A 5,986-nucleotide genomic window follows, 5' to 3' on the forward strand; every position below is an offset into this window, starting at 1 on the left:
AAATAAATGAAAATTCAAAATAAAAAGCATATTGTATTTGGATCAGTTTTTTGTTATAATATTTTAATAAAAGCAGTATTTATTTTTATTATTTATTTGTTTTTTTTCAAAAATGGAATTCCTTTTTTGAAATCAGATTTTGAGTTGAGTTTGATGAAGAGAGAGGGTAAAATCACTTTTGTGGTTTTTGCGTTAGTATTAGCTCCTATTTTTGAGGAATTATTGACTCGGTCATGGTTGGTGATTAATAACAAAACAATATGCTTGTTCATTTCAGCTATAGGATATTATGTTGTATTGTTGAGCTGTTCAGGTATTAGTTTTTGGTATAGAGTCTTATGTAGTATAATTGTGTTCACTGTTGTTTTTTTCTTAGTGCGTCCAATTATTAATAAGTATACTTATGAATTAATTCAATGGTCGTCAAAAAGTAATATATATCTGTTACAAATTGTTTCAGCAGTTTTATTTGGAGTATTGCACATAATGAGATGCGATACTGAAGGAGCGGCGTTGTTCGTTAGGACAATGGAATATATTATGATTGGTTTTGGTTTTGGATATCTTCGTATTAAAAATGGATTGAATTGGTCTATTTTGTTTCATTCGGCAAATAATTTCATTCCAGTAGTATTAACTTTGTTGCACTAATTTTGATACTAAAGATTTAATTATTTACATGATTTCAGAATGTTAAAACTAAAAATAATAAATCTTATTTTTGCGATATAAAAGACAATAAAAATCTTGTCTTATTGTGAGGTTCTATAAAGAAAAAATTAGACTTCTTTCTTTAAACCCAAATTCTTATTATTCCACAGATTTGAATATCTTTGCGGATTCAATTAGGAATTTATAATTGTGAATTGCGAATAGATCTAAAAAGCTTTCGTAATTTGTAGTTGACTATTCGTAATTACTAATACTTAATTCGCAATTGATCAGATGAAGAACATACGTAATTTTTGCATCATAGCCCATATCGACCATGGGAAAAGTACCCTGGCCGACCGCCTTTTAGACGTAACCAATACCATTACCGATCGGGAGAAACAAGCTCAGGTATTGGATGATATGGATTTGGAACGCGAGCGTGGTATTACCATTAAAAGTCATGCCATACAAATGGATTATGAGCAGGATGGTGAAAAATACGTATTGAATTTGATTGACACTCCGGGTCATGTCGATTTTTCCTACGAGGTGTCTCGTTCCATTGCTGCCTGCGAGGGAGCACTGCTAATTGTAGATGCTACTCAGGGAATTCAAGCTCAAACCATTTCTAATTTGTATTTGGCTATTGAGAATGATTTGGAGATTATTCCGGTGCTGAATAAAATCGATTTACCCAACGCAAATCCCGAAGATGTGAAAGATCAAATTGTAGATTTGATTGGTTGCGATGTGGATGATATTTTGGCCGCTAGCGGAAAAACAGGTGAAGGTGTTCCTGAGATCTTAGAGGCAATTGTCGCAAGAGTTCCTGCTCCCAAAGGCGATCCAGAAGCTCCTTTACAAGCACTTATTTTTGATTCTGAATTTAATTCTTTCCGAGGAATTATTGCCTACATCCGAGTGATGAATGGTGAGATTAAGAAGGGCGACACCGTAAAATTTGTGAACACAGGAAAAGAGTACGAAGCCGACGAAATTGGTGTTTTGCGCTTAACACAAGAACCAAGAAAAGTGCTTAAAACTGGCGATGTAGGTTATATTATATCGGGAATTAAAACATCTACGGAAGTAAAAGTAGGGGATACGGTAACCCATAGAGATAGACCCTGTGAAGCCAGCATTGATGGTTTTGAAGAGGTGAAGCCAATGGTTTTTGCTGGTGTTTATCCGATTGTTTCGGAAGACTACGAGGATTTGCGTGCTGCTATGGAGAAGTTGAAGCTGAATGATGCTTCCCTTACTTTTGAGCCGGAATCATCCATGGCACTGGGGTTTGGTTTCCGTTGTGGATTCCTGGGCTTGTTGCACATGGAAATTATTCAGGAGCGTTTAGATCGAGAGTTCGATATAAATGTGATTACTACGGTTCCTAACGTTTCCTATGTGGCGCATACCAAAAAAGGCGATGTATTCGAAATGCACAATCCTTCGGATATGCCCGATCCAAACTCTTTGGACTTTATTGAAGAACCATACATTAGAGCCCAGATTATTTCCAAATCGGATTATATTGGTTCGTTGATGACTCTTTGCATGTCTAAGCGAGGAATTATGACCAATCAGCAATATTTAACCAGCGATCGTGTTGAATTGACTTATGAGATGCCTTTGGGCGAGATTGTATTCGATTTTTACGATAAGCTAAAAAGTATCTCGAAAGGATATGCTTCTTTTGATTACTTCTTAATTGGTGTGCGAGCTGCTAAGCTGGTAAAATTGGATATTCTTTTAAATGGGGAAGGTGTAGATGCACTATCAACCTTAATTCATTTCGATAATGCTCAAACTTTCGGAAGAAGAATGTGTGAGAAACTGAAGGAGTTAATTCCTCGTCAGCAATTTGATATTGCCATTCAGGGTGCCATTGGTGCTAAAATTATTTCCCGCGAAACCGTAAAAGCCGTTCGTAAAGATGTAACCGCAAAATGTTATGGTGGTGATATCACGCGTAAGCGTAAACTTTTGGAGAAACAAAAGAAGGGTAAGAAAAAGATGAAACAAATTGGAAATGTGGAAGTGCCACAAAAAGCTTTCCTTGCTGTTTTGAAATTGGATTAGTAAAAACTGACTGCGGTCAGATGGATAGATATAGTAAAAGCTGCTCGATTGTTCGGGCAGCTTTTTTTTATTGATTTTCAATTGCAAGTCTCAAGCACATTCTGAATCGTCAGCTTGGTTTGCAGATGAAATTTTAAAATTACCTCATATGGAATCATACGAAAGCATAAAAATCAGCGTCTAAATTAAAATAAAGCACAAAAAAAGCCCGATCAAAAGATCAGGCTTCGTTTATATTTTAAAGGAGTCTACTCCGATTTTTTTCTGTAGTCTAAACCCAGTTCAACCATTTGCGCATCGGCAATTGGCGATGGAGAATCGATCATTACATCGCGACCCGAATTGTTTTTAGGGAAGGCAATTACGTCTCTGATGGATTCAATTCCTGCAAACATAGAAGCCAGACGATCGAATCCGAAAGCGATTCCCCCGTGAGGTGGTGCACCATATTTAAAGGCATTCATTAGGAAGCCAAACTGTGCTTGTGCTTCTTCATCGGTAAAACCAAGATGTTTGAACATTTGTGCCTGCAGTTCGGTATCGTGAATACGAATGGAACCACCACCAATTTCAACACCATTAATTACCAAATCGTAAGCATTGGCACGAACTTTTCCAGGATCTGTATCCAGTAAATGTATATCTTCCTGCTTAGGAGAAGTAAAGGGATGGTGCATGGCATGGAAACGTTCCGAATCTTCGTCCCACTCCAGTAAAGGAAAGTCGACTACCCAAAGAGGAGCGTACACATTCTTATCGCGCAAGCCCAACTGATTTCCCATTTCCAAACGCAATTCGCTTAGTTGAGGAAGTGTTTTTGCTTTTTCACCAACCAAAACCAAAATCAAATCGCCAGGTTTTGCATTACAAGCATCGGCCCATTTCTGCAATTGCTCGGCATCGTAAAATTTATCAACCGATGATTTAAAGCTACCATCCTCGTTGTATTTTACGTAAACCATTCCTTTGGCTCCAATTTGTGGTTTCTTCACAAAGTTGGTAAGTGCATCCAGTTGTTTACGAGTATATTTTGCACATCCTTCAGCACAAATGGCTCCTATGTATTCTGCTTCATCAAAAAGCTTGAAATCATTTCCCTTGGCAATCGTGCTCAGGTCAACAAATTTCATATCGAAACGGATATCCGGCTTATCGTTACCATACATTTCCATGGCATCGGCATAGGCTAAGCGTGGAAATTGATAGTCGATATCTATATTTTTTAATTTTTTAAACAAGTTTTTGGTCAAACCTTCAAAAGTGTTCAAAACATCTTCCTGTTCAACAAAGGCCATTTCGCAATCAATCTGTGTAAACTCAGGCTGACGATCGGCACGCAAATCTTCATCGCGGAAGCATTTTACAATCTGATAGTAACGGTCGAAACCCGAAATCATCAACAATTGTTTAAATACCTGTGGCGATTGTGGCAAAGCGTAAAATTCGCCTTGGTTCATTCTCGAAGGAACAATAAAGTCACGAGCTCCTTCGGGAGTCGATTTAATTAAAACAGGAGTTTCAGTTTCAATAAAATTTAATTGATCAAGGTAGTTACGAACCTCGATACCCATTTTATGACGCAAGATTAAATTCTCGCGAACACAGGAACGACGAAGATCAAGGTAACGATATTTCATTCTCAACTCATCGCCACCATCGGTATTGTCTTCAATGGTGAAAGGAGGAATTACCGACTTGCTAAGAATATTCAATTCATCAGCAATAATCTCAACAGCTCCGGTAGGTATTTTATCGTTTTTACTTTGTCTTTCGGCAACTTTTCCGGTAATGGCTACCACAAACTCACGACCTAGTTTTCTAGCTTTTTCGCAAAGTTCGGCATTGCTTTCCATATCGAAAACAAATTGTGTAATGCCATATCGATCCCGAAGATCAACAAAGGTCATTCCCCCTAAATTACGCGCTTTTTGCACCCAGCCGCTAAGTGTGACCGTATCGTTTACATTCTGAATTCTTAATTCTCCACAAGTATGAGTCCTGTACATCTTATACCATTTAATGATTTAACAAGCTTTGAGCTATTGGCGATGAGCCTGTAGCCGATCGCTTTTATTTTTTGTTTTGCCCGTTAGGCTAATGCCCACAAATTGCAACACATTTTAAATTTTTAGTGAAAACAAAGCTGCAAATAAATTTTAAAGCGTTGAGCCAAGCCGAAAGCTTTTGCTTCTTGCCATATTTTTTGTTGCCGGTTTATTAACTTTGCGAAATTACTAACAATTTGCGTAATTGAATAAGCTTTTATTAATAGATTATTAGATTTTAGTCATAAGAAAGGAATTTAGCTCTACATTGGTATAGAAGTAGTTGTTTACGCCGATCTTTTTTCAGTTTCAAATTTCAATTTAAGTCAACATGAACCAAGAACCAGCCATCTCTCCATTTTCTGATGAATATTTTATGAAACAAGCCATGCAGGAAGCGCAAAAGGCTTTCGAGGCCGATGAAATTCCTGTAGGTGCAATTGTGGTGTGCAACAATAGGATCATTGCCAGAGCGCACAACTTAACCGAACGCTTGAACGATGTAACCGCTCATGCCGAAATGCAGGCCATAACAGCAGCAGCTAATTTTTTAGGTGGAAAATATCTGATCGATTGCACTTTATATGTAACACTTGAACCATGCAATATGTGTGCAGGAGCCTTGGCTTGGTCGCAGATCTCGAAAATAGTGTATGGTGCCAGCGACGAGAAAAGAGGATACACGCGCTTTTCACCCAGTCCCATGCATCCTCGTACCGAAGTAGTTTCGGGCATTATGGAGCAGGAAAGTGCCGATTTAATTCGCGATTTTTTTGCGCGAAAAAGAATGTCGCTGTAGAAAATCAAGAAAAGTGACTGCCAAAAGAAGCAAAATTCGATAAATTGATTATTTTTGTTGCCGATAAAAGAAAGATGATTGGCAAAGTTTTTGGGGATAATTTAACTTTAGCATTCTTGATCATCATCTACCATCCGACCAATTTATAATCCATATTCTTTTCTGAAATTGAGTAGTAGATCTTGCTATTTCTGTGTTTGGATCTTATGATTCTAAGTAGAAATCCGTTATCTTTAAATTTAAACCTATAAATTGAATATATCATGAGTGCACACAATGAAGCCAAAATGGGCGATATTGCTGAAACTATACTTTTGCCTGGCGATCCTTTACGCGCAAAATACATTGCCGACAACTTTTTAGAAGACGTTGTATGTTACAATAAAGTAAGAAACATGTTGGGTTTCAC

At 37.5% G+C, this 5,986-nt stretch carries 4 protein-coding genes; 3 read left to right on the top strand and 1 reads right to left on the bottom strand.

Annotation, left to right across the window (positions count from 1 at the left end; translation table 11 throughout):
* The first annotated feature begins 6 nt into the window (after nt 1-6).
* Both ABYT26_RS17260 and lepA read left to right on the top strand, forming a co-directional pair.
* Complete coding sequence (locus ABYT26_RS17260; RefSeq protein WP_372756210.1) at nt 7-651, top strand: type II CAAX prenyl endopeptidase Rce1 family protein; 645 nt, start codon at nt 7-9, stop codon at nt 649-651.
* A 294-nt stretch (nt 652-945) separates the two neighbouring features.
* Complete coding sequence (lepA, locus tag ABYT26_RS17265) at nt 946-2,733, top strand: translation elongation factor 4 (protein ID WP_372756212.1); 1,788 nt, start codon at nt 946-948, stop codon at nt 2,731-2,733.
* Nucleotides 2,734-2,981: 248 nt separating this feature from the next.
* Here the strand turns inward: lepA and aspS are convergent, their stop codons facing one another.
* A complete protein-coding gene (gene aspS / locus ABYT26_RS17270) occupies nt 2,982-4,739 on the bottom strand; it encodes an aspartate--tRNA ligase (RefSeq protein WP_372756214.1) in 1,758 nt (585 codons plus the stop codon).
* 370 nt (nt 4,740-5,109) lie between these two features.
* On the opposite strand from aspS, the gene ABYT26_RS17275 reads away from it, so the two are divergent.
* Complete coding sequence (locus ABYT26_RS17275) at nt 5,110-5,577, top strand: nucleoside deaminase (protein ID WP_372756216.1); 468 nt, start codon at nt 5,110-5,112, stop codon at nt 5,575-5,577.
* Nucleotides 5,578-5,986 lie beyond the last annotated feature (409 nt).

The organism is Labilibaculum sp., assembly GCF_041595635.1.
In the GTDB taxonomy this organism is placed as follows: Bacteria; Bacteroidota; Bacteroidia; order Bacteroidales; family Marinifilaceae; genus Labilibaculum.

Coding starts and splice junctions, on each gene's coding strand:
- aspS (WP_372756214.1), bottom strand. CDS start 4,739: ATGTACAGGACTCATACTTGTGGAGAATTAAGAATTCAGAATGTAAAC.
- ABYT26_RS17275 (WP_372756216.1), top strand. CDS start 5,110: ATGAACCAAGAACCAGCCATCTCTCCATTTTCTGATGAATATTTTATG.
- lepA (WP_372756212.1), top strand. CDS start 946: ATGAAGAACATACGTAATTTTTGCATCATAGCCCATATCGACCATGGG.
- ABYT26_RS17260 (WP_372756210.1), top strand. CDS start 7: ATGAAAATTCAAAATAAAAAGCATATTGTATTTGGATCAGTTTTTTGT.